The organism is Luteococcus struthionis (assembly GCF_048595755.1).
GTDB lineage: Bacteria > Actinomycetota > Actinomycetes > Propionibacteriales > Propionibacteriaceae > Luteococcus.
In genome coordinates, this window is sequence record NZ_CP184360.1 from 2,210,808 (window position 1) to 2,231,043 (window position 20,236).

22 protein-coding genes are annotated in these 20,236 nt (G+C 68.3%); 8 read left to right on the top strand and 14 right to left on the bottom strand.

Features of this window, described 5'->3' with window-relative positions; translation table 11 throughout:
* Positions 1 to 17: 17 nt before the first annotated feature.
* The 3 genes from ACOAMO_RS10150 to ACOAMO_RS10160 all read right to left on the bottom strand — a co-directional run bounded on the left by ACOAMO_RS10150 (position 18) and on the right by ACOAMO_RS10160 (position 3,232).
* Positions 18 to 722 (bottom strand): SDR family oxidoreductase, encoded by a 705-nt coding sequence (locus ACOAMO_RS10150; RefSeq protein WP_420174674.1) that lies wholly within the window; start codon positions 720 to 722, stop codon positions 18 to 20.
* Positions 723 to 731: 9 nt separating this feature from the next.
* Entirely contained in the window at positions 732 to 2,144 is a 1,413-nt protein-coding gene (locus tag ACOAMO_RS10155; RefSeq protein WP_420174675.1) for a DUF222 domain-containing protein, read from the bottom strand.
* Between the two features lie 71 nt (positions 2,145 to 2,215).
* Positions 2,216 to 3,232 (bottom strand): methyltransferase domain-containing protein, encoded by a 1,017-nt coding sequence (locus tag ACOAMO_RS10160; RefSeq protein WP_420174676.1) that lies wholly within the window; start codon positions 3,230 to 3,232, stop codon positions 2,216 to 2,218.
* A gap of 61 nt (positions 3,233 to 3,293) precedes the next feature.
* Between ACOAMO_RS10160 and ACOAMO_RS10165 the strand changes: the two genes are divergently transcribed.
* The 5 genes from ACOAMO_RS10165 (at position 3,294) to ACOAMO_RS10185 (ending at position 7,042) form a co-directional block, all read left to right on the top strand.
* Entirely contained in the window at positions 3,294 to 3,860 is a 567-nt protein-coding gene (locus ACOAMO_RS10165) for a TetR/AcrR family transcriptional regulator (protein ID WP_420174677.1), read from the top strand.
* Complete coding sequence (locus tag ACOAMO_RS10170) at positions 3,857 to 4,270, top strand: hypothetical protein (protein ID WP_420174678.1); 414 nt, start codon at positions 3,857 to 3,859, stop codon at positions 4,268 to 4,270. The genes ACOAMO_RS10165 and ACOAMO_RS10170 overlap by 4 nt, the downstream gene beginning before the upstream one ends.
* A 261-nt stretch (positions 4,271 to 4,531) precedes the next feature.
* Entirely contained in the window at positions 4,532 to 5,377 is an 846-nt protein-coding gene (locus ACOAMO_RS10175) for a MetQ/NlpA family ABC transporter substrate-binding protein (protein WP_420174679.1), read from the top strand.
* Positions 5,378 to 5,381: 4 nt separating this feature from the next.
* Positions 5,382 to 6,374, top strand: a complete 993-nt coding sequence (locus ACOAMO_RS10180; RefSeq protein WP_420174680.1) for a methionine ABC transporter ATP-binding protein — start codon at positions 5,382 to 5,384, stop codon at positions 6,372 to 6,374.
* On the top strand, positions 6,371 to 7,042 hold the full coding sequence (locus tag ACOAMO_RS10185) for a methionine ABC transporter permease (RefSeq protein WP_420174681.1): 672 nt from the start codon (positions 6,371 to 6,373) through the stop codon (positions 7,040 to 7,042). Before ACOAMO_RS10180 ends, ACOAMO_RS10185 begins: the two co-directional genes overlap by 4 nt.
* A gap of 6 nt (positions 7,043 to 7,048) precedes the next feature.
* On the opposite strand, the gene ACOAMO_RS10190 is transcribed toward ACOAMO_RS10185, so the two are convergent.
* From ACOAMO_RS10190 to ACOAMO_RS10205, 4 genes are all read right to left on the bottom strand, one after another.
* The gene (locus tag ACOAMO_RS10190) at positions 7,049 to 7,666 is read right to left on the bottom strand and encodes a Maf family protein (RefSeq protein WP_420174682.1); all 618 of its coding nucleotides are present in this window, start codon (positions 7,664 to 7,666) and stop codon (positions 7,049 to 7,051) included.
* A gap of 48 nt (positions 7,667 to 7,714) precedes the next feature.
* On the bottom strand, positions 7,715 to 8,371 hold the full coding sequence (locus ACOAMO_RS10195; protein WP_420174683.1) for a DUF937 domain-containing protein: 657 nt from the start codon (positions 8,369 to 8,371) through the stop codon (positions 7,715 to 7,717).
* A 137-nt stretch (positions 8,372 to 8,508) separates the two neighbouring features.
* Positions 8,509 to 8,754: an acyl-CoA carboxylase epsilon subunit gene (locus ACOAMO_RS10200; RefSeq protein WP_420174684.1), complete on the bottom strand. Its 246-nt coding sequence runs from the start codon at positions 8,752 to 8,754 to the stop codon at positions 8,509 to 8,511.
* 13 nt (positions 8,755 to 8,767) lie between these two features.
* The gene (locus tag ACOAMO_RS10205) at positions 8,768 to 10,351 is read right to left on the bottom strand and encodes an acyl-CoA carboxylase subunit beta (protein ID WP_420174685.1); all 1,584 of its coding nucleotides are present in this window, start codon (positions 10,349 to 10,351) and stop codon (positions 8,768 to 8,770) included.
* A 79-nt stretch (positions 10,352 to 10,430) separates the two neighbouring features.
* Between ACOAMO_RS10205 and ACOAMO_RS10210 the strand changes: the two genes are divergently transcribed.
* The gene (locus ACOAMO_RS10210; RefSeq protein ID WP_420174686.1) at positions 10,431 to 11,228 is read left to right on the top strand and encodes a biotin--[acetyl-CoA-carboxylase] ligase; all 798 of its coding nucleotides are present in this window, start codon (positions 10,431 to 10,433) and stop codon (positions 11,226 to 11,228) included.
* Positions 11,229 to 11,231: 3 nt separating this feature from the next.
* Here the strand turns inward: ACOAMO_RS10210 and ACOAMO_RS10215 are convergent, their stop codons facing one another.
* Positions 11,232 to 11,768: a PH domain-containing protein gene (locus ACOAMO_RS10215; protein WP_420174687.1), complete on the bottom strand. Its 537-nt coding sequence runs from the start codon at positions 11,766 to 11,768 to the stop codon at positions 11,232 to 11,234.
* Positions 11,769 to 11,813: 45 nt separating this feature from the next.
* Here ACOAMO_RS10215 and ACOAMO_RS10220 point away from each other — a divergent pair, with 45 nt between their 5' ends.
* A complete protein-coding gene (locus tag ACOAMO_RS10220; protein WP_420174688.1) occupies positions 11,814 to 13,001 on the top strand; it encodes a 5-(carboxyamino)imidazole ribonucleotide synthase in 1,188 nt (395 codons plus the stop codon).
* Positions 12,994 to 13,551 (top strand): 5-(carboxyamino)imidazole ribonucleotide mutase, encoded by a 558-nt coding sequence (gene purE / locus ACOAMO_RS10225; RefSeq protein WP_420174689.1) that lies wholly within the window; start codon positions 12,994 to 12,996, stop codon positions 13,549 to 13,551. Before ACOAMO_RS10220 ends, purE begins: the two co-directional genes overlap by 8 nt.
* On the opposite strand, the gene ACOAMO_RS10230 is transcribed toward purE, so the two are convergent.
* From ACOAMO_RS10230 to ACOAMO_RS10255, 6 genes are all read right to left on the bottom strand, one after another.
* Positions 13,548 to 15,155, bottom strand: coding sequence for an ABC transporter permease (locus ACOAMO_RS10230; RefSeq protein ID WP_420174690.1), 1,608 nt, complete (start codon positions 15,153 to 15,155; stop codon positions 13,548 to 13,550). The genes purE and ACOAMO_RS10230 overlap by 4 nt on opposite strands.
* Positions 15,152 to 16,069, bottom strand: coding sequence for an ATP-binding cassette domain-containing protein (locus tag ACOAMO_RS10235; RefSeq protein ID WP_420174691.1), 918 nt, complete (start codon positions 16,067 to 16,069; stop codon positions 15,152 to 15,154). Before ACOAMO_RS10235 ends, ACOAMO_RS10230 begins: the two co-directional genes overlap by 4 nt.
* Complete coding sequence (locus ACOAMO_RS10240; protein ID WP_420174692.1) at positions 16,041 to 16,706, bottom strand: TetR/AcrR family transcriptional regulator; 666 nt, start codon at positions 16,704 to 16,706, stop codon at positions 16,041 to 16,043. Before ACOAMO_RS10240 ends, ACOAMO_RS10235 begins: the two co-directional genes overlap by 29 nt.
* Before the next feature lie 57 nt (positions 16,707 to 16,763).
* Complete coding sequence (locus ACOAMO_RS10245) at positions 16,764 to 17,747, bottom strand: hypothetical protein (RefSeq protein WP_420174693.1); 984 nt, start codon at positions 17,745 to 17,747, stop codon at positions 16,764 to 16,766.
* Between the two features lies 1 nt (position 17,748).
* Positions 17,749 to 18,729 (bottom strand): ABC transporter ATP-binding protein, encoded by a 981-nt coding sequence (locus ACOAMO_RS10250; RefSeq protein ID WP_420174694.1) that lies wholly within the window; start codon positions 18,727 to 18,729, stop codon positions 17,749 to 17,751.
* Between the two features lie 116 nt (positions 18,730 to 18,845).
* On the bottom strand, positions 18,846 to 20,150 hold the full coding sequence (locus ACOAMO_RS10255) for an LCP family protein (protein ID WP_420174695.1): 1,305 nt from the start codon (positions 20,148 to 20,150) through the stop codon (positions 18,846 to 18,848).
* Positions 20,151 to 20,236 lie beyond the last annotated feature (86 nt).

Below are 20,236 nucleotides of genomic sequence, written 5' to 3' on the forward strand. Positions count from 1 at the left end.
GTCAGGCCTTGAAGCCCTCAGGCCTTGAAGACGGGGCGCACGCTCACCTGCTCCACCATCGCCTCGGGGCTGGCGAAGACCGCCAAGGCCACTGCCTCTGCGACGGATCCGGGGCGCAGGTGTTCGCTGGCCACATAGGGGCGTCCGGCCTGTTGTTGCAGTTCCACCTGCATGTCGGTGTCCACCCGGCCGGGATGGATCGAGCTGACCCGCACCGCTCCACGTTCCTCTTCGCGCAAGGCATCGGTGAAGGCGCGCAGCGCGAACTTCGAACCGGAGTAGAGCGCTCCCCCCGGGCCGGAGTGGAAGCCGGATCCGGAGTTGATGGTGATGACCTGACCCTGGTTGGCGCGCAGCTGGGGGAGCAGGCGTCGGGTCAGGTCGGCCACCGCCACGACGTTGACCTCGAAGATCTCGCGCCACTGTTCGCGGGTGGCCTGTTCGACGGTGGTCGACCGGGCGATGCCGGCAGAGTGGATGAGCAGGTCGAGGCGCTCGATCGTCTGGGTGGCGGCGCTGACAGCTGCCTCGTCGGTCAGGTCACACACGAAGCCGGCCGCACTGGGCAGCTCGTCGACGACGGCCTGCACGGCTTGGGCATCACGGCCGCCCACCAGGATGTGGTGCGTGTCGCCCAGGCGTTGCGCGATGGCCAGGCCGATCCCTCGGGTGGCTCCGGTGACCAGGGCGACGGGACGGGTGTCGTGGGTGCTTGCGGTCATGGATCCACCCTAGGCGGCAGCGGGTAGGTGCTGTCCGTGAAGTACTCGGGGCGTGTCGGGACGTCCGAGGTCGAGTGTTCGGCTCGGAGTGACCAGGTAGCGATAGCCCAGCGGTGATTGCCACAGATAGATGCCGGGCAGGGGTTGGTGCAAGTGCCAGCCGGCGTGGGTCTTGGCGCGGTGGACGCTGCGGGTGAGGGGTCCGAGGTTGTCCGGGTGGGTCGGGCCGCCCGCCCTTCCCGGTCCTCGCGCTTGTCGAGGGGCCCAGGGGATGGTGTGGTCGAGGTCGAGGCCCTTGGATCGTCGGGTGGACCACGGGAAGACCTCCACGGGATTCCTGAGTTCGACGGCCTCTCGCATGGTCGCGGGGCATTCGTAGGCGTCGGAGGCGACGTGGTGGTTCTGGTCGATCACGGGCCGCACCGTGATGCGGTGGTGGGCGCCGAGGGCGTCGGTGAGCCAGTCCAGCAGCAAGGGCTTGAGTCCCTCTGCACGCACCAGACCGGTGCCGTCGCGCTCGGCCAGCGTGGTGTCGGTGAGGTGCACCACGAGCTGCGCCGTGGGCAGGAGCTTGTCGGGCTCGACTGACACCTGACCGCAGGTGTGCCCGGCATGCCCGTGGCGGTCGCACAGCTGCTCGAGGGCATCCCCGGTGGGCAGCTGGTCCTGGACGTCGGCCTGGATCAGGTCGAGGGCGAGGGCGGGGGCGGCGAGCAAGCCGAGGGCCCGGGAGCGTCGGGCATCCTCACCGGTGGTGTCGCCGCCGTGGAGAAGGATGCGTGCGAGCCGGTCGACCTGTGCGTCGAGCAGGATCGCGTCGGCGGCGTTGACGACGGCATGCACGGTGGCGACACCGGCGTGGGACTGTTCGACCCACAGTCCGCGTCGATCCAGTGCCTCGCAGCGCCTGGCCTCGGCAGCTTCGGGTTCCAGGTGCTCCAGCACCAGGCCTTCGACGAGGTTCTCTATCCGACGCCAGGCCATACCGGGCATCTGCCGGCTGAGGACAAGGTCGACCAGGCCGGCGTGATGGGCATCCAACTCTGTTGTGTGGGTGGCGATCTTGCGGGCCTGCCAGACGGGAACCTTTCCGGCGAGGGTGCGTCGCCACAGGTTGGGGAGGCGGTGGCGCACGTCGAGGGCGTGGGCGATCAGCAGGGTGGCGTCGGCCTTGCGCAGGTGCAACGCGGCGGCGAGCTCCAGGGCGCAATGCTCTGCCACCGCGGGAGTGCCGTCCGAACCGACCTGCACCAGCTTCTCGTGCCCGGGCAGTGTCGAATCGTCATCCACTGTGGAGTACAGGTCGGCGAAGTGCGCGGCGAGTTCGAACTCCCGGGCCTGCGCGATCCGCACCGCCTCACGCTGGGTGCGCATGGCCTCGATGACATCGACAGCGGTGTCCGGCAAGGACTCCTGGTGCATCTCGAACCCCCAAGGATCATCGTCGATCAAGTGTTCTAATCATACATCTGGTTGTGTGGATTCACAAGGGGTTATGGTCTTGCCGCGAAAGCACGATACAGCCCGTCGGAACCCAGCTTCACGGCCCGCGCGTCCCGCAGCCCTGCCTCGCGCATCCGCGCGACGAGTTCGTCGGGGACGGGCAGGCGCGAGCAACCCTCGGTCATGGCGCCCCACAGGTCCAGCGTCGCCGACGAGAGCTTGCCGGTGCGCACCATGGTGGTGACCAGCAGCGTCCCGCCCGGCGCCAGGAAGCCCGCCAGGTGCTCGAAGAGCCGCACCTGGTCCTGTTCGGGGAAGTAGTAGATGTTCTGGTGCAGCGTCACCAGGTCCGCGGCGGCGTCGGGCTTGCGCTCGCGGATGTCCCCGACGGCAATGTCCACCCTGTCGGACAGGCCCCAGTCGGAGATATTGTCCTGCGCCAACTGTGCCGCCGGCTCCTGCAGTTCCAGCCCGACTGCGGTCAGCTGTGGGTTGAGCCGTGCCGCCGTGCGGATGTGGGCGCCGGAACCGCACCCCACCTCCAGCAGTCGCACCGGCGCGGAGGTGGGCACGAAACGTTCCAATGCCGTCGTGATCCACGGCTCGCTCATGCGTGAGCTGCGGGCGATCACCGCCGGATCGGCCTCGGCGATGCCAAAGCGCTCACCGCTCGCCAGCCGCCGCGGCGTCTCGGTCAGCAGTCGGTGGTGCAAGGTCGCCATCTCTTGGGTGAAGGCCGCCACCGGGTCGTTGGCTGGCGTCAGCAGCTTCCGCAGCGACCGTCGTCGGATCCCGTAGCGGCCCTGGTCGTCGCGGCGCAGGTCTCCGCAGGCGACGCCCGCGTCGAGCCACGACGCAAGGCCATCGATCATGTCTGGCTGCAGGTCAAGGCGCGTTGCCAGCTCGGCAGGCTTGCGGGGCCCGCGGTCGATTTCGCGCAGCAGGCCGGACTCCAGGCCGGCCCCACGGAAGGCGACCCGATAGGCCGATGATCCCAATCGGCCGAGCTCGAGCATCGGGGTGAGCCATCCTCGGCGGGCCAGGCGGAGCAGGGGGTTGGTGGGCATCACTGCCTCCGTTTCGACAAATGTCGCAAGTCGACGGTTGTCGAAAGGCTAGCCTGTGGGGGTGGATGGATCAAGCACGACGAGGGAGAGGCTGCTGGAGGCGGCCGTGCGCCTGCTCGGCGCCACCGGCGTGCAGTCGGTCACCCATCGCAGCGTCGAGGAGCAGGCCGGGGTCGCTCGTGGCTCCACCCGGTACCACTTCGGTACTCGCGAAGAGCTGTTGGCGGCCGTGTTGGAGCACATGGCCCACTCGGGTGGCGCCGTCCTGGAGCACGTCACGGACGAGCCGACCCAGGACGAGGCCATGCGGGCGATGACGACCCGTTTCCTGTCGGACCCTGAAGCGGAACGCGCGCGCTTCGAACTGTTCCTGTACGCCTCCCGTCGCCCCGAACTGTGCGAGGCGATCGCCCGGTGGCGGCAGGGATTCGTGGACATGGCCGCGGGGCACCTTGCTGCCCACGGGGCCACCGAGCCGCAAGTGGCCGCCCGTATGACCGTCGCCGCCATGGACGGGTTGATCCTGCACGCGCTGACCGGGCCCCACGAAGACCTGCAGCGCCACGGGCCAGCATGGATGGCCCAGCTCGCGCGCGTCGCAGCCGAGTTCCCGGGAGGTGACGCATGAGGCGCCTGGTGGGCGGAGCCCTGGCCGTTCTGGTCCTGGCCGGGTGTTCCGCTGGTGCTCCCAGCGCGAGCACCACGAGCAGCATGCCGCGGCCCGATGCCGCCGTGCCGACGGGGGGAGTGACGCTTCGCGAGATGATGTTTCGTCACGGCCCCGAAGACCTGTCCCTGCCACGAGAAATCATGGTGACCAGCAGGATCGACCAGCCCAACGTGGTCACGATCACATTGCCGACCGGGCAGCGCCAGCTGATGGTGTCGTGGTTCCGGGCCAACCTGCCACCGGACTGGCGCCTGGACGCCAGTTCCGACGACGCGGCGCTCTTCCACGGTGGCGAGTGGCAGGGCGCCTTCACTTGCTCCCAGAAGACATGTGCCCTCACCCTGCGTCATCAGCAGGGTCCCGCCTGACGGACTGGATTGGTGCCCGGTGCCCACTCACGCTAGATTCTTTGCCATGCCATGCAAGCGCGAGATCATGACGGGCCACATCATGCCCGTCATCGTGTGTGCCTGCATGATGCGCCGAATGTTCGGCTGACAACGCCTTCAGAATCTCGTCCCAGCAGGGGTGGGCCCGGTCGAGCACAGCTCCCGGCGGTGTTGTCAGGCAATGGGTAAGACTTCTTCCGAACCGCGTGCCCAGCAGTGGGCCAGTCACGAAAGACCATCATGAACAAGACTCTTCGCACCATCCTGGCCGGCCTGCTGGCCGTGCTCACCCTGGGATTGGCGGGCTGCGGCGCAGGCGCCGGCTCCGATGCCGACAAGCCGTTGGTGATCCTGGCCGATGCCACCCCGCACGGTGAGATCCTGGAGCAGACCGAGAAGCTGGGGCTGCTGGGCGACACCAAGATCGAGATCAAGAGCATCGTCGGTGACATCGACGCCAACCAGCTGGTGCAAAGCGGTGACGTGGACGCCAACTACTTCCAGCACGTCCCCTACCTGGACACCTGGAAGTCGCAGAAGGGCGTGGACGACCTGACCGCCGTGGCCAAGGGCCACATCGAGCCGCTGGGCCTGTACTCGAAGAAGGTCAAGGACCTCAAGCAGGTGCCCAACGGTGCCACCATCGCCATTCCCGCCGACCCGTCGAACCTGGTGCGTGCCCTCTTCCTGCTGCAGCAGGCAGAACTGCTCACGCTCGACGTCAAGCCCACCGACGCGAACGTCGACTACTCGCAGATCACCACCAAGAACATCACCAACAACCCGAAGAAGATCGAGTTCATCCAGATCGATCGTCCCCAGCTGGCCGCGACCCTCGACGACGCCAAGGTGGACCTCAGCGTGATCAACGGCAACTACGCCCTGGAGGCGGGCCTCAAGCCCAAGACCGACTCGCTGGCCCTGGAGAGCGCCACCGACAACCCGTACACCAATGTGCTGGTGGTCAACTCCAGCAAGAAGGACGATCCGCGCGTGCAGAAGCTGGCCGAGGCACTGCAGAGCCCCGAGATCCAGGACTGGATCGACAGCAACTTCGAGGGCTCCGTCCTGCCTGCCGGAAAGTGATTCCATGATCGAGTTCTCCCAGGTCTGCAAGGTCTACGACGGGCGGGGCCGCAATGCCGCGCCCGTCGTGGCCCTGGACGACGTCAATCTCACGGTGCGCAAGGGGCAGATCTTCGGGATCCTGGGCCGCTCCGGCGCTGGCAAGACCACCTTGTTGCGCTGCCTGAACCACCTGGAGCCGGTGAGCAGCGGCACCATCACCGTCAACGGCACCAACTGGTCGACGCTGTCCAATCAGCAGTTGCGTTCCGCGCGACGCCAGATGGGCACCATCTTCCAGCACTTCAACCTGCTGGGTTCGCGCACCGTGGCCGGCAATGTGGCCTTCGGCCTGGAGCTGGCCGGTGCCGCCAAGGACACCATCGGGCCGAAGGTGGGCGAACTGTTGGAGTTGGTCGGGCTGCCGGACAAGGCCGGCGCCTACCCCTCACAGCTGTCGGGCGGCCAGAAGCAGCGGGTGGGAATCGCCCGTGCCCTGGCCACCGATCCGCAGGTGCTGCTGATGGACGAGGCCACCAGCGCGCTCGATCCGACCACAACCGAGCAGATCCTTGACCTGGTCAAGAGCCTGCGAGACCGGATGGGTCTCACGGTGCTGCTCATCACCCACGAGTCGGACGTCGTGCGGCGCATCTGCGATGCGGCTGCCCTGATGGAAGATGGTCGCGTGGTGGAGCAGGGTGACCTGCTCAACCTGGTGGCCGATCCCAACAGTCGGATCGCCGACCAGCTGATCCCGCTGGGCCGGGCCAACGAGGAGTTGACCGGTCCCTCGCAGCTGCTCAGCTTCGTCAACCAGGGCATCAGCGATCCGGTCCTGAGCCACTTCACGCGCGAGACCGGGATCGACGTCTCGATCCTGGGCGGCTCGGTGGAGCAGATCGCGGGGCGCAAGGTGGGCCGGCTGCGGGTCAGCTTCGACCATCCCCATGGCGCCGTCGATGACGCCGTGATCAGCAACTGGTTCCATGAGCACGGAGTGACGGTGAGCCGATGAACAAGACGACCATTGCCGAATCACTGCCCGAGCTGTGGGCAGCCCTGGGGGAGACCGCCTGGATGGTGCTGCTCAGCTTCCTGATCACCGTGGTGCTGGGCACCGTGACGGGGGTGCTGTTGCGGTTGACGGCCCCCGACGGCCTGCGGCCCAATCGTGCCTTCAACCAGATCTTCGGCGGGCTGGTGAACATCTTCCGGTCGCTGCCCTTCCTCATCCTCCTGATCGCCGTCATCCCGGTGACCCGTCTGGTGGTGGGCACTGCCTACGGCCCGACGGCCGCCGTGGTGCCACTGGCGATCGGCGCGATCCCCTTCTTCGGGCGCGTCGTGGAATCGGCCCTGCGTGAGGTGGCGGTCGGCAAGATCGAGGCCGCCCAGGTGATGGGGGCGAGCACCTGGCAGATCGTGCGCAAGGTGCTGCTTCCCGAGGCCATGGCGCCTCTGGTCTCCGGGGCCACCCTCACCCTGGTGATGCTGATCGGCTACTCGGCGATGGCCGGCACGATCGGTGGTGGTGGCGTTGGTGACTTCGCCATCAAGTACGGCTACCAGCGCTTCAACACGCCGGTGCTGCTGGTCTCGGTGGTCGTGCTGATCATCATCGTCCAGCTGATCCAGTCCATCGGCGACGCGATCGTGCGGGGGATGGCCCACAAGCGCAGCTGAACCCCGTCAGCGTGCGTTGGTCTCCCGGTTCCACAGGGTGTGCCACTTGATGCCCAGGTCGAGCAGCATCTGGCGCACCAGCGGAAGCGAGATGCCGACCACGTTGTAGGGGTCGCCGTCGATGCGGGTGATGAAGGCCCCGCCCAGACCGTCGATGGCGAAGGCCCCGGCAACTCGCACCGGCTCCTGGGTGGCGACGTAGGCGGCGATCTCCTCACCGGTCAGGTCGGCGAACTTGACGATGGTGGTGGCAACCCGGTTGACCTCGCGGAGTCCCTTGTCGTCCTTGACGATGACGTGGTGACCGGTGTGCAGCAGTGCGGCCCGGCCACGCATCCGCTCCCACAGCTCGGTGGCGGCTTCCGCATCTGCGGGCTTGCCCCAGGCCCGCTGGTCGAGTTCCAGCATCGAGTCGCAGGCCACCAGGCACCACGGTTCGGGATTGCCGATGCGCTCGGCCACGTCCAGGGCCTTGGCTCGCGCCAGCTCGGCGGTCAGTGAGGCCGGACCGGGGGCGGTGACGGTCGACTCGTTGACTTCGGGCTTGATCACCAGGGGATCGATGCCGGCATTGCGCAGGGTCTGGAGACGGGCGGGGGAGGAACTGGCGAGGATGAAGAACACGCCCCCAGCCTAGGGGCTGGGGGCGTGTGCTTCTTGCCGTCTACCGACTCACTTCTTGCCGAGCAGACCACCCAGGATCTGGCTGACGATGTCGCCACCGTTCGACTGGGCCTGCTGCGTCGTCTGCTGCGCAGTGGCGGGATCGAAGGGATTGTTGGCCGGAGCGGCATTGCCGCCCAGCACGCTGCCGAGCACCTGCGACAGCACGCCACCCAGCACGCCGGAATTGGCGCCAGCGCCGGCCTGCTGGCCCGCACCGCCAAGCACCTGGCCCAGGATGTTGCCGGCGGCGCTGTTGCTGCCACCCAGCTGCTTCGCAAGGTAGTTCAGGACGATCGGGGCCAGGATCGGCAGCAGCTTCTGCACCAGCAGTGCGCTGACGCCCACCTGGGCGCTCAGAGCCTGCGCGACACCCTCGGTCTGATTGCCGAAGACGTGACCGATGATCTTCTCACCATCATTGGTGTCCACGGCCTCCAGCTTGACCGGCTGGTCTGCCCCCACCAGATCCTTGTCCTGGTGCTGCTGCAGTGCCTCGGCCAGCGAGAGCTCGCCATCGGGGTTCTGCGCATTCTGCGTCAGGCCACCCAGGATGCTGGTGACCGCGGGCGCAGCGGCCTTCTCGACGGCGGCGGGCTCCTCGCCGAGTTCTCGGGCGAGCTGGTCGATCGGCAGGGCTGCGAGGATGTCGTTCAGAATGCTCATGTTCATGGATCCTTTCCAAGGTTGCACCCACAACACTGGCACATCGCCAGTCGGCGGGGGCGGAATTTCGTCTGAGGGCGGACATGCTTCAGCTCCCGCCAGCCGGGGCTGGGCGGGAGCTGAAGAAATGGGTCAGATCACGGGCGTGCGCTGTACTGCCAGGCGGCCCGGCCGGGCGGCGGCATGCGACGGATGACGCGCTGGTAGGACTTCCAGCCACCGGCCAGCGGACGGTCGTCGGTCTCCTTGGCCGGCCCCGTCGGAGTCAGGGCGGCAGCCAACACGGTCAGCACCGCCGCCATCTCGTCGTCGCTGGGATTGCCACCGGTGACCTCGAAGCGCATCGGCTCCGGGGCGGCGGTCTCTTCTGCGTTCTCGCTCATCAGTCAGCCTCCGTCACAGCGGAATGTTGCCGTGCTTCTTCGGGGGCAGCACCTCGCGCTTGGTGCGCAGCAGGCGAAGCACCCGGATGACCTCCGCACGGGTCTCGTGCGGGTAGATGATCTGGTCGACGTAGCCGCGCTCCGAGGCGACGTACGGATTGGCCAGCTCATTGTTGTAGTCGTCGATGAGCTCCTTGCGGCGTTCCGCCTTGGCCTGCTCGTCCTCGATCGCGGCCAGTTCCTTCTTGTAGAGGATGTCGACCGCGCCCTCGGCACCCATCACGGCGATCTGCGCGGTGGGCCAGGCCAAGTTGATGTCGGCGCCCAGGTGCTTGGAGCCCATCACGTCGTAGGCACCGCCGTAGGCCTTGCGGGTGATGACCGTCAGCAGCGGCACGGTCGCCTCGGCGTAGGCGTAGATCAGCTTGGCGCCACGACGGATGATGCCCTGGTGCTCCTGGTCCACGCCGGGCAGGAAGCCCGGGGTGTCGACGAAGGTCAGCACCGGGATGTTGAAGCAGTCGCAGGTGCGCACGAAACGAGCGGCCTTCTCGGAGGCGTCGATGTCCAGGCAGCCGGCGAACTGCATCGGCTGGTTGGCCACGACGCCGATCGAACGACCCTCGATGCGGCCGAAGCCACAGATGATGTTCTGCGCGAAGAGCGGGTGCACCTCGAGGAACTCGTCGTCGTCCAGCACCGTGCGGATGATCTCGCGCATGTCATAGGGCTGGTTCGGGGAGTCCGGGATCAGCGTGGTGAGCTTGCGGTCGTGGTCGGTGATGGTGAGGTCGACCTCCTCCTCGTCGAAGACGGGAGGATCCTCCAGGTTGTTCTGCGGCAGGTAGCTGAGCAGCTCGCGCACGTACTCCAGGGCGTCGTTCTCGTCCGCGGCAAGGTAGTGCGAGTTGCCCGACTTGGTGTTGTGGGTGCGGGCGCCGCCCAGCTCCTCGAGGCTGACGTCCTCGCCGGTGACGGTCTTGATGACGGCCGGGCCGGTGATGAACATCTGGGAGGTCTTGTCGACCATGATGGTGAAGTCGGTCAGGGCGGGGGAGTAGACATGGCCACCGGCCGCAGCGCCCATGATCAGGCTGATCTGCGGGATCACGCCCGACGCGTGGGTGTTGCGGCGGAAGATCTCGCCGTACAGGCCCAGCGAGACGACGCCTTCCTGGATGCGGGCGCCGCCGCCCTCGTTGATGCCGATCAGGGGCACGCCGGTCTTGATCGCGAAGTCGATGATCTTGACGATCTTCTCGCCGTAGACCTGGCCGAGCGCGCCGCCGAAGATGGCGACGTCCTGGCTGAAGACACAGACCGGGCGGCCATTGATGGCACCCATGCCGACGATGACACCATCGCCGTACGGTCGCTTCTTCTCCAGGCCGAAGGCCGTGGAACGGTGACGAGAGAACTCGTCCAGCTCGGCGAAGGTTCCCTCGTCGAGCAACGCGAGCACGCGCTCGCGAGCTGTCATCTTGCCCTTGGCATGCTGCTTCTCGACGGCCGCGGGCGATGCGGCATTGACAGCGGCGTCAATGCGGCGACCCAGATCGGCGATCTTTCCAGCGGTGGTGTGGATGTCGATCTCCATGAGGCGACCCTAGCGGGAAATGGGCCTGCCCGCACCGGGTCATTGGGCAATTCCATCCCTCGGGACTAGCGTTTCCGCCATGACAGCCACCGATCCGCTCGACCTTGCCCGTCTGCGAAGTCTGCTCGCCCCGGTGGCGCTGTGGCGCGAGGTTCGCTGGGTGCCCAGCACCGGCAGCACCAATGCCGATCTGGCGGCGCTGGCCAGGGCGACGGCCGAGACGGGCACGGTGCTGGTCAGCGAGGAGCAGACGGCGGGGCGGGGCCGCTTCGAGCGTCGCTGGGAGACACCGGCCGGGGCTGCGGTGGCCTATTCGGTGCTGCTGCGTCCCACCCGCCCGCCGCAGGACTGGGGCTGGCTCTCGCTGCTGGCAGGGGTTGCGGTGGCCACCGGCATCGAACGAGCCACCGGAGCGGCCCCGGGGCGAGTGGAGCTGAAGTGGCCCAATGACGTCCTGGTGGACGGCCGCAAGGTGTGCGGCATCCTCTCGGAGCGCATCGACTCGCTCCACGGTGCTGCCGCAGTGGTCGGGATGGGGCTGAACCTCTCGCTGTCGCAGGACGAGCTCCCCGTGCCCACCGCGACGTCGTTGGCCCTGGCCGGCCTGCCGGTCGACAAGGCGGAGGTGCTGGGGGCGATCCTCACCGAGTTCGCGCGCCTCTTCGAGGGGTGGGAGCGCCGCGGCGAGCTGCACGACGACTACGAGCAGCGCTGTGACTCCATCGGCCGGCCCCTGCGGGTGATGCTGGACTCCACCACCACCGTGCACGGCATGGGGGAGCGGGTTGACGAGTTCGGACGCCTGGTGGTGCGCACCGAGCAGGGCCTGCAGGCCTTCAGCGCGGGAGACGTCTTCCACCTGCGCCCCCAGCCCTAGGGGTCAGTCGAGGTATTCCTGCAGGTAGGGGTCCTGCGTCCCCGGTGCGGGGGTGCTGAAGATCAGCTCCGAGAGCAGTACGTGCACGTCCTCCACGTGGGGCACGTCCCTCATCCACACCGGATCCTCTGCCGCGGTGGTGAGTTTCAGGGTGCCACAGCCCAGCAGGCGGTCGATCAGGCCGCGCTCGCTGGCGATGTCATTGATGCGGGTCAACGGCAGGTCGTGACTGGTGCGGGTGAGGATGCCCTGCCGGTGGATCAGCCGTCGCGTGGTGAGGGTCCAGGTGTTCGACCACCACCGCAGCACGGGGAGCAGGCACAGCGCCAGGAAGAGCAGACCAGCCAGCGCCAGCACGGCCCACGGACCCCACGGTTCGGCCTCCACCGGCATCATCGCAAGGGCCGTTCCCAGCCCGACGGCGATCAACACCAGTGCCAGGGCGGGCCACAGCAGGGCCTTCAGGTGGGTGTGCATGCGACGCACCACCTGCTCGTCGGAGCCGATGTGCCTCGGGGTGCGTGGTGGTCTACGGGCCATGACTGCCAGCGTAGTTGGCCGCTGGGGCACGATAGTCTCGCTCCCGTGACTCGTCCCTACACCATTGGCATCATTGGCGGAGGGCAGCTGGCGCGCATGATGCACCAGGCCTCGATCGGGCTGGGAATCCGCGTCCGGCTGCTCGCCGAGGGCCCCGACGTCTCGGCCGCGCAGGTGGTGCGCGACGTGAGCGTCGGGGACTACACCAACCACGACGAACTGCTGGACTTCGCCCGCGGCTGCGACGTGATCACCTTCGATCACGAGCACGTGCCGGTGGACCTGCTGCGCGCCGTCGAGGCCGAGGGCGTCGCCGTGCGGCCCGGCCCCGACGCGCTGGTGCACGCCCAGGACAAGGCCGTGATGCGTCAGCGGATGGCGGAGCTGGGTGCTCCCAACCCCACCTTCCAGATCTGCCGGGAACAGGCCGACCTGGTGGCCTTCGGCGATCGCATCGGCTGGCCGGTGATCGCCAAGATCTCCCGCGGCGGCTACGACGGAAAGGGCGTCTGGAAGATCGACGGCCCGCAGGATGCGGCCGAACCCTTCGAGGTGATCTCCCGGGCGGGCAGCACCGTCGACGGCGGCACCATCAGCCGCGAGGGCGTCGTGATCGTCGCGGAGGAGTTCGTCGACTTCCGTCGCGAACTGTCCTGCGTGGTGGCCCGCTCGCCCGAGGGACAGGCCGTCGCCTATCCCGTCACCGAGACGGTCCAGACCGGCGGCATCTGCACCGAGACCATCAGCCCCGCCCCCGAGCTGGACGAGGCCCAGGCCAGCGAATTGCAGCAGCTGGCGCTGCGGATCGCCGGGGAGCTGGGCGTCGTGGGCCTGCTGGCCGTCGAGCTGATGCAGCGCACCGACGGCTCCGTGGTGGTGAACGAGCTGGCGATGCGCCCGCACAACACCGCGCACTGGACCATCGACGGGGCCCACACCAGCCAGTTCGAGAACCACGTCCGCGCCGTGCTCGACCTGCCCCTGGGCGATCCGGGCCTGCGCGAACCCCACGTGGTGATGACCAATGTGCTGGGCGGCACCGAGGAGGACCTCACCGGAGCCCTGCAGCACGTCTACGCCCGAGACCGAAAGGTGCGCGTCCACCTGTACGGAAAGGGCGTCAAACCGGGCCGCAAGGTGGGCCACGCCACCGCCTTCGGCGACGACCTCGACGAGGTCACCAAGCGCGCCCGGCATGCCGCCGGGTACCTGATGGGAGATCATGATGCCTGACCGCACCAGGGCCGACGTGCCCGCCCCGCTGACCGTCCTTCCCACTGCCGATCGGCCGTCGCCGGTGGTGGGGATCGTGATGGGTTCCGACTCCGACTGGCCCACCATGGAGGCTGCCACCGCAGCCCTGGACGAGTTCGGCATCGGCTGGGAGGCCGACGTGGTCAGCGCCCACCGGATGCCGGAGGACATGGTGACCTACGGCCGTGAGGCCCACACCCGGGGCCTGCGCTGCATCATCGCCGGCGCTGGGGGAGCGGCCCACCTGCCGGGCATGCTCGCCTCGCTGACCCCGCTGCCGGTGATCGGCGTGCCGGTGCCGCTGAAGTACCTGGACGGGATGGACTCGCTGCTCAGCATCGTGCAGATGCCCGCTGGCGTGCCCGTCGCGACGGTGAGCATCGGCAATGCCCGCAATGCCGGCCTGCTGGCCGCCCGGATGATCGCCGCCGGTGACGCCGAGCTGACCCAGAAGATGCTGGACTTCCAGGCCAGCCTGCGTGACCAGGCGATGGCCAAGGGCGAGAAGGTGCGCCAGCACAACCGCTAGGCGGGAATGCCGCGCCTGCGGTAACCCACCAGCCCGAGCAGGAGCAGGACGACGGCCAGGGCGGACTCGACGGCGAAGGCCGTCCAGTCCATCGGGTCGCGCGGCAGGTGGGCCAGGTGACCCCACGGTTGCAGCCGCACCAGCCAGTCGGGCAGGTCGAAGAGCACGGCGAACCAGGTGCAGAACATCGTCCAGCCCAGCACCAGCCAGACCAGTGACCCCAGGCGGGGCAGCCAACCGATCAGCAGCATCGCGATCCCGATGACCAGGACCAGGCCCGGCAGCAGGCCGGCGGAGGTGCGCAGGTACTGGCCGACCAGGGACCACTCGCCCTGGTGCTGTGCCTGCGCCAGCGGCATCGACGCACCGACGGCCAGGAAGGCCACGCAGGAGCCGACGAGCGCGAGGACCAGGTGGCTGAGCGCCAGGCTCCAGCGACTGGTGGCCGTCGCCAGCAGTTGTTCGGCGTGGCCACGGGTCTCCTCGGTGCGCAGCCGGGCCAGCAGTGAGGCCGCCATGATGGCCACCACCGTGCCCATGATGGCGATCATCGCCACGTAGAAGGACAGCTGCAGGTTGGCCGAACCGCCCATCTTCTGCAGCATCTCGCCCAGCTGCGGATTGGCGGTCAGGGACTTGTCCATCTGGCTCATGATCGAGCCGATGCCTGCCGAGCAGACCACCACGCCCACCAGCCAGCCCAGCAGGGCACCGCGCTGCAACCGCCAGGCCAGGCCCCAGGCGCCATTCATCCAGCCCGGGGCCTCGGCACGTCCGGGGGCGCTCTGCCGCAGCCCCGCCAGGTGGTCGCGGGCTGATTCGAGCCGGAAGGCCAGCGCCACCAGCAGCACGGACAGGGTCAGGGGCAGCAAGAGGACCCACCACCGTTCGTCGGAGAAGGGGCGCACCAGCATGCCCCACTCCAGCGGGATGGCCCAGCGCAGGGTCGCGTAGGAGGCGTCGGGGCCGGCGCCGTCGACGACCATCCGCAGCAGGAACATCCCGCCCCAGAACAGGCCGAGCGTCCAGGCGCGGGCGCTGCGCGAATTCTCGAAGACCTGGGCGCACACCGCTCCGATCCCGACGAAGACCAGGCCCTCCACGGCGATGGCGGCCCCGGCGGCCACGGATCCGGCCAGCGGCAGACCGGCGGCAACCGCCCAGGCGGCGGTGACCACCGCCAGGAGCAGACAGCCGAGGGTGCACAGCAGCAGGGCGCCGGCCAGCGGAGCGTGTCGGCCGATGGCTCCGGAGCGCAGCAGCTCCAGACGGCCTTCCTCCTCCTCGGCGCGGGTGGCCCGGATGATGCCGAAGCCACCCATCATGCCGGCGAACATGCTGGCGAAACCTCCCACGCGCCAGAAGACGAAGCCACCCTTGGTGTAGATGTCGAAGGCCGGCCCCAGCAGGGCCAGCATCGACGGGTTGGTGCGCAGCGGTTCCAGCGTCGCCCGAGGGTCGGTGCCGGGCGGGATGATGGTCTCGTACTGCGTGGAGGTCAGCGGCATCAGGCTGGCCAGACCGAGGATCCACAGCGCCCAGAAGAGCCAATTGCGCCGCAGCGCGAGCCGCAGCGTCGCCCGAGTTCCGGTGAGGGTGCTCATCGCGTCGCCACCCCTTCCACAGGCCCAGGGGCCGTGTCGTAGTGGCTCAGGAAGAGCTCCTCAAGGGTGGGTGGGGCCGAGGTGAGGTTGCGCACCCCATGATGGGTGAGCACCGTGAGCACGGCATTCATCTGGTCTGCGTCGACGTGGGCGCGGATGCGGGTCCCCTCCACCTGCAGGTCGTGCACTCCCGGCAGGGTGGCCAGGCCCTCGGGGAGGCGGTCCAGCTCCGCGGTGACCTGCAGGCTGTGCAGGTGGCGCAGCTCGTCGAGGGTGCCGCTCTCCACGATGCGCCCGGCACGGATGATGGAGACGTGGTCGCACAGCGCCTCCACTTCGGACAGGATGTGGGAGCTGAGCAGGACGGTGCGTCCCCGGTCGCGTTCGGCCCGGATGTGGTCGGTGAAGACGCGCTCCATCAGCGGGTCCAGGCCGCTGGTGGGCTCGTCGAGCAGCAGCAGGTCGACGTCGGAGGCCAGGGCGGCCACCAGCGCAACCTTCTGCCGGTTCCCCTTGGAATAGGTGCGGCCCTTCTTGCGAGGGTCGAGGTCGAAGGCGTCGATCAGTTCGGTGCGTCGAGTCTTGTCCAGCCCGCCACGGGCCCGGCCGAGGACATCGATGGCCTCGCCGCCGGTGAGGTTGGGCCACAGGCTCACGTCTCCCGGAACATAGGCCAGCCGACGGTGCAGCTCGGGGGCCTGGCCCCAGGGGTCACCTCCCAGCAGTCGTGCCGTGCCGCCGTCGGCGCGCAGCAGGCCGAGCAGGACGCGGATGGTGGTGGACTTGCCGGCGCCGTTGGGGCCGAGGAAGCCGTGCACCTGGCCGGTGGGGACTTCCAGGTCCAGCCCGTCGAGGGCGCGCAGCCTTCCGAAGGTCTTGACCAGGTCAATGGTCTGGATTGCGAGGTCGCTCATTCCCGTCTCCCGGGGTTTCGGTGTTGGCGGCCTGCAATGCCTCCATATAGGCGGGCGTGAACAGGCCGTGGGTGAAGATTTCGGCAGCGACGAGTCCATAGCGTGTCGCAATCTGCGGATCGGAGAGTTCCCGCCCGCCCAGCCGGGTCGCGAACTGGCGCCCCATCATCATGAAGCCGAGCGAACTGGCCACCAGGAAGGCGATCGCCGCCTCGCGGTCGTCGGGAAGGTGGACCAGCCCGTTCTCCTCGGCCGCGACCAACAGCCTCTCGGTCGTCTCGGTGAGACGGTCGTAGATGCGCTCCGAGATGTCGCTGCCCTCCCGTAGTCCCATCACGAGGTAGTCCATGATCGGGGCCAGTTCGGGATGTTGGGCGAGGTAGTCGTCCATGGCTGGCTGGGGGCCGAGGGTGAGCAGCATCTTCTCCTGCTCGATGACCTCGACGGCCCAGTCGTCGCAGTGCGTTCGCAGCTGGTTCTTGCTGCCGAAGTGGTGAATCACGAGGCCGGGGGAGACGCCGGCACGTGTGGCGATCTGGCGGATCGTCGTCTTCTCGAAACCCTGGAGTCCGAACAGTTCCAGGGCCGCCAAGCGGATGCGTGCCTGGGGCAGGAGATCGGCAGGGATTGAACTCACGTTCAAGATATTAAACGTGCGTTCAATCCCCGTCAATGGTCCCCGCCCCAGGCCGCCTCAGGTCACGTCGCGCACCCGGAAGAGCAGCCAGCCCAGCAGGATGCAGCCCAGGCTGAGCAGACCGAACCACAGGCCAGCCTCAGGCCGAGTCATCACGTGCGTCTGCGGCGTGCACTCGCTGTATCCGGCGACGCAGCGGTACAGCACGTACTCGTACTCGCCGTCGAGCCAGGCCCCCAGGTGCTGGGCCAGTCCGATGTTGTGCAGGCCCAGGAAAGGGGTCTGGGTGAGCCAGGCCATCGAGACGAGGGCGTAGCCGCCCACCAGCGCCAGGACGGCCGCCGTGTGACGGGTGGCGAAGGCCAGGGCGGCAGCGGCAATGCTGGCCAGTGTCGCCAGCGCGAGGGTGCGCGCCAGGTCGAGCGCCAGCGCCCGTTCCTGCGCCGCGGTGAGGTCATTGGTCAGGTGATTCACCCGGACGACCAGGCCGGTGCCTGCCAGCGCGAGGGCACAGGAGACGATGCCGACTGCCAGCGTGAACAGGCCGACGGCCAGCAACTTGCTGGCATAGACCCGGTTGCGGCGGGGCTCCACCAGCAACCAGGAACCCACCGTGCCGGCGCCGAACTCCGCGGCAACGGCGCTGGCGCCGATCAGGATGGCTGCCGCGAGCAACATGACAGCCTCGACGTAGTGCAGGGTTTGGATGAATGTCGAGACGGAATAGCGACCCTCGTAGTCGCTGGGCTTGGGCTCCAGGGAGTCACAGTCAATCAGGTAGACGGTGTTGCCGGCCTCGGTCATCCGCTGGTTCTCCGCCTTGCACTCGGCCACCTGCTGCGGGCCGCTTCGTTGCCATTCGGCGCGGGCCTGTTCGTAGGCCTGTGCCAGCTGTTGTTGTTGCGCGGGAGTCGGGGGACGGCTGTCCTGCTGCATGGACACGGCCAGCAAGAGCTGTCCGCACACCAGGCCGAGCAGCACCAGACGCACCAACCGGCGGTGCCACAGCCGTCGCAATTCGGTGATCACCAGACGGGTCATGTCAGTTCTCCTGCGCTCGTGCCGTGGCGGGCAGTGGGGGCAATCGGATGCCTGGCCCGTCACCGGGGCGCAGGTCGTGCCGGTCGGTGAGTTCCAGATAGACCGACTCGAGGTCTCGGCGGGAGGCCACCAGCTCACGGAGGTAGAGCTGGTGGCCGGCCAGCAAGCGAGTGATGCGGGCCGGATCCGTGGCGCCCTCCACCAGCAGGGCGGGGCCGTCGAGAGTGACGGCGAGCCCGTCGCCGACCAACAACTGGGCTGCGCGGGTGGGGTCGTCCACCTGGACCCGCATCCGGCTGGCGCGAGCGCCCAGCAGGTCGACGACGCGGCCGCTGGCCAGCATCCGTCCCCTGCCGATGATGGTGACCGTGTCGGCGATCTGCTCCACCTCGGAGAGGATGTGGGAGCTGACCAAGACCGTGCGGCCCTCGCGCCCCAGGTCGCGAATGGTCTCGCGCACCTCATGGATGCCGGCCGGGTCCAGGCCATTGGTGGGCTCGTCGAAGATCAACAGTTGGGGGTCCTTGAGCAGGGTGCCTGCCACCGCCAGCCGCTGCTGCATTCCGAGGCTGTAGTTGCGGTAGGCGTCATTGGCCCGTTCGGCCAGCCCCACCTGCTTCAGCACCGTCTCGACGCGGGCCCGGTCGACGCCGGCGGCCTGTGCCTGCAGCTCCAGGTTGAGCCTGCCGGAGAAGTTGGGAAAGAAGCGGGGCCGTTCCACGACCGCCCCGATGTGGCCCATCACCTGCGGCAGGTGGTGGGGAACCGGACGGCCCAGCAGGTGCATGGTGCCGTGGCTGGGACGGCACAGCCCCAGCAGCATCCGGATCGTGGTGGTCTTTCCCGATCCATTGGGGCCCAGGAATCCGTGCACGCCGCCGACGGGCACCTCGAGATCAAGCTGGTCCACGGCGACGCGGGTGCCCCGCAGGGTGCGGTAGCTCTTGTGCAGGCCCTTGGTCTGGATGGCCAGTTCGCCCATGGTCGCTCCTTGCTTCCCACGAGCCGTCCTTCGGCCCGCAGGATCACGCTAGGACGCCGCGGGGCATCGCCAGGCACAAAACCGCCAGGGCACGACCAAGGTCGTAGCAGGTGTGGTCAGCGGGCGTACTCCTCCATGCCCTCGGTGTTCCCGGAGGCCAACTTCTCGAACATGGCCTGGGCGCGCTCCTCGTCCCAGATCACCGAGGACCCGGCCGCGGTGGTGGCATTGTCACTGCTCAGCGGCACCGTGACCGCCAAGCCCTTGCCCGCGGCGATCTGTCGGAAGGAATTGGCGGCAGTGACCGCGTCGACGGGTCCGGTGGAGTGCCCGCGCTGCACCGCCGAGCCAGCGGCCATGTTGAGCCGCCAGTAGCGCACCGGGTTGATGAAGGTCCACGGGCTGAGGGCTTCCTTGGTGATCGCGCCGATCATCTCTCGCTGGCGCTCCATCCGCCCCAGGTCACCGCGCGGATCGGCCTTGCGCATTCGCACGTAGCCCAGTGCCTGGGTACCGCTGAGCTCCTGGCAGCCAGCCGGAAGATCGGTGTGGGAGTCCTTGTCGTTCATCGGCTCGTCAAGGCACATCTCCACCCCGCCCAGGGCGTCGACCACGTTCGCGAAACCATCGAAGCCCACCTCGAGGTAGCCGTCGACGCGCAGGCCGGTGTCCTGCTCGATGGCCGAGACCAACAACTGCGGGCCACCCAGGGCGTAGGCGGCATTGAGCTTGTTGCGTCCATGACCGGGAATGTCCACATAGGAGTCGCGGGGCAGGCTCACCAGTACCGGCTTGCCGGTCTTGGGGGTGTGCAGCAGCATCATCGTGTCGGTGCGCTTGCCGACCTCGGTGCCGGTCCCCAGCTCGGCCTGCTGTTCGGGGGTGAGGTCGTCGCGGCCATCCGAGCCCACCAACAGGGTGGTGGTGCCGGGCTGGTTCGCCGGGCGCTCGCCCTCGGGACGCTCATCCACCTTGCCCGCCGTGGTCACCGCCACCACGGGCACCGCCAACAGCCACACGATCCAGGCCACCAGGGCCAGGGGGATCAGGCGCAGCAGTCCTCCCCGGCGGCGACGCGGACGGGCAGCGGCCGCCCGGGTCCTCGCCGGCCGGGGCGGGGTGGGAGCCGGGCGGGGCGCTGGCTTGGGAGCCGGCCTGGGAGCGGGCTGGGGAGCCTTCCGCGGGGCGGCACGATCGGCGAACTCTCGTTCCGAGTGCACCACGCGCTGGGCCGAGCGGCCACGTTCGGCTCGCGCCTCCTGGGCTGCCTGGGCTCCGGTGGCGGCCGCCTTGGCGCGACGACGCTCGAGTTCGGCCAGTTCGTGGGAGTCCATCACCTTGGTCTGGTCTGCGCTGGGACGCTCTGCTCCGTAGAGCCAGTCCAGGTCGGCCTGTCGGCGATCGTCGTCGCGGGAATTCATGCCGCATACGCTACCCAGCCTGTCTGTGGGAGAGGCAAGCATCTGGCGGCGAGCCGCGGGCGAAGTGGATTGCGAGGGCTGGAAGA

Bases quoted from the DNA above. Each gene is read 5' to 3' on its own strand.
- ACOAMO_RS10150 (WP_420174674.1), bottom strand. From the start codon at position 722: ATGACCGCAAGCACCCACGACACCCGTCCCGTCGCCCTGGTCACCGGA.
- ACOAMO_RS10155 (WP_420174675.1), bottom strand. From the start codon at position 2,144: ATGCACCAGGAGTCCTTGCCGGACACCGCTGTCGATGTCATCGAGGCC.
- ACOAMO_RS10160 (WP_420174676.1), bottom strand. From the start codon at position 3,232: ATGCCCACCAACCCCCTGCTCCGCCTGGCCCGCCGAGGATGGCTCACC.
- ACOAMO_RS10170 (WP_420174678.1), top strand. From the start codon at position 3,857: ATGAGGCGCCTGGTGGGCGGAGCCCTGGCCGTTCTGGTCCTGGCCGGG.
- ACOAMO_RS10175 (WP_420174679.1), top strand. From the start codon at position 4,532: ATGAACAAGACTCTTCGCACCATCCTGGCCGGCCTGCTGGCCGTGCTC.
- ACOAMO_RS10180 (WP_420174680.1), top strand. From the start codon at position 5,382: ATGATCGAGTTCTCCCAGGTCTGCAAGGTCTACGACGGGCGGGGCCGC.
- ACOAMO_RS10185 (WP_420174681.1), top strand. From the start codon at position 6,371: ATGAACAAGACGACCATTGCCGAATCACTGCCCGAGCTGTGGGCAGCC.
- ACOAMO_RS10195 (WP_420174683.1), bottom strand. From the start codon at position 8,371: ATGAGCATTCTGAACGACATCCTCGCAGCCCTGCCGATCGACCAGCTC.
- ACOAMO_RS10200 (WP_420174684.1), bottom strand. From the start codon at position 8,754: ATGAGCGAGAACGCAGAAGAGACCGCCGCCCCGGAGCCGATGCGCTTC.
- ACOAMO_RS10205 (WP_420174685.1), bottom strand. From the start codon at position 10,351: ATGGAGATCGACATCCACACCACCGCTGGAAAGATCGCCGATCTGGGT.
- ACOAMO_RS10210 (WP_420174686.1), top strand. From the start codon at position 10,431: ATGACAGCCACCGATCCGCTCGACCTTGCCCGTCTGCGAAGTCTGCTC.
- ACOAMO_RS10215 (WP_420174687.1), bottom strand. From the start codon at position 11,768: ATGGCCCGTAGACCACCACGCACCCCGAGGCACATCGGCTCCGACGAG.
- purE (WP_420174689.1), top strand. From the start codon at position 12,994: ATGCCTGACCGCACCAGGGCCGACGTGCCCGCCCCGCTGACCGTCCTT.
- ACOAMO_RS10230 (WP_420174690.1), bottom strand. From the start codon at position 15,155: ATGAGCACCCTCACCGGAACTCGGGCGACGCTGCGGCTCGCGCTGCGG.
- ACOAMO_RS10235 (WP_420174691.1), bottom strand. From the start codon at position 16,069: ATGAGCGACCTCGCAATCCAGACCATTGACCTGGTCAAGACCTTCGGA.
- ACOAMO_RS10245 (WP_420174693.1), bottom strand. From the start codon at position 17,747: ATGACCCGTCTGGTGATCACCGAATTGCGACGGCTGTGGCACCGCCGG.
- ACOAMO_RS10250 (WP_420174694.1), bottom strand. From the start codon at position 18,729: ATGGGCGAACTGGCCATCCAGACCAAGGGCCTGCACAAGAGCTACCGC.
- ACOAMO_RS10255 (WP_420174695.1), bottom strand. From the start codon at position 20,150: ATGAATTCCCGCGACGACGATCGCCGACAGGCCGACCTGGACTGGCTC.